This window comes from Streptomyces sp. CC224B (assembly GCF_030010595.1).
GTDB classification, from domain to species: domain Bacteria; phylum Actinomycetota; class Actinomycetes; order Streptomycetales; family Streptomycetaceae; genus Streptomyces; species Streptomyces longispororuber.
This window is the reverse complement of the sequence record NZ_JASCXL010000244.1, coordinates 1-1,148: the sequence shown is the minus strand read 5'-3', so window position 1 is coordinate 1,148 and position 1,148 is coordinate 1. Positions and strand designations below refer to the sequence as shown.

Here is a 1,148-nt window from a genome sequence, read left to right as displayed (position 1 = left end):
AGGACGGATTCGATGTGGAAGCCGCCGTCGGGGCGGGGCCCGTACTCGAAGGTGCCTCCCACCAACTCCACCCGCTGGCGCAGCCCTTTCAACCCCGTGCCCGACCCGCTGGAAGCCAGCTCCCGGTCCACCGGCCCGCACGGCGCACCGTTGCGCACCCGCACCCGCACCCGGTCCGCCTCGTAACGCACCTCCACCCCCACCCTGGCCCCCGGCGCGTGCTTGCGCACATTCGTCAACGCCTCCTGCACGATCCGATACGCCGTCCGCGCCACCACCGGCGAGGACACCGACCGGTCCCCCACCTCACTCAACTCCACCACCACCCCCACCGCCCGCGACTCCTCCACCAACACCGACAACCCCAGATCCGACACCCCACCCACACCCACACCACCCACCCCACTCACGCCACTCACGCCACCCAGACCCAAACCACCGGCACCCACACCACCACCGTCACCCACCCCGCCCACCACACCCGCCGCACTCTCCGGCGACCTGAGCACCCCCACCAGATCCCGCAACTCCTCCAACGCCTGACACCCCGCAGCCCGCAACCCCTCCGCCTCCGCCCGCACCCGCTCATCCGTCGCCACCACCCGCAACGCCCCCGCCTGCAACACCATCAAACTCACCCGATGCGTCACCACATCATGCATCTCCCCCGCAAGCCGCACCCGCTCCTCCGCCCGCGCCCGCTCCGCCAGCAAAAACTGCTCCCGCTCCGCCCGCTCCGCCCGCTCCGTCAACGCCGCAATCAACCCCCGCCGCGCCGCCACATACATCCCCAACAACGCCGGCACCGCCGTCAACAACACCCCCGACGCCGCCACCGCGAACGACACCTCCCACAACCGCGTCGCCACCAACGTCAACACACCCGTCAACACCCACGCACCCCGCGGCCGCGACGAATACACCACCGCCGAATACGCCGCAAACGGCGCCGCCAACGGCACCCACACCCCCGAACCATCCACCGACGTCACCAACAACCCCGGCACCCACCACACCGACAACGACATCAACACCGCCGCCACCGTCGCCACACCCAACACCACCAACGGCCACACCCGCCGCACCACCAACACCACCACCACAACCACCTGCAACCCCAACCCCGCCCACGGACCAAACCGCGGGTG

General features: G+C 70.3%; 1 protein-coding gene. It reads right to left on the bottom strand.

Translation table 11 applies throughout. The annotated features are described in order from the left end of the window. The coding region (locus tag QK440_RS41165) for a histidine kinase (protein WP_282798385.1) at positions 1 to 1,100 on the bottom strand (1,100 nt) is incomplete at its 3' end. Between the last annotated feature and the right edge of the window lie 48 nt (positions 1,101 to 1,148).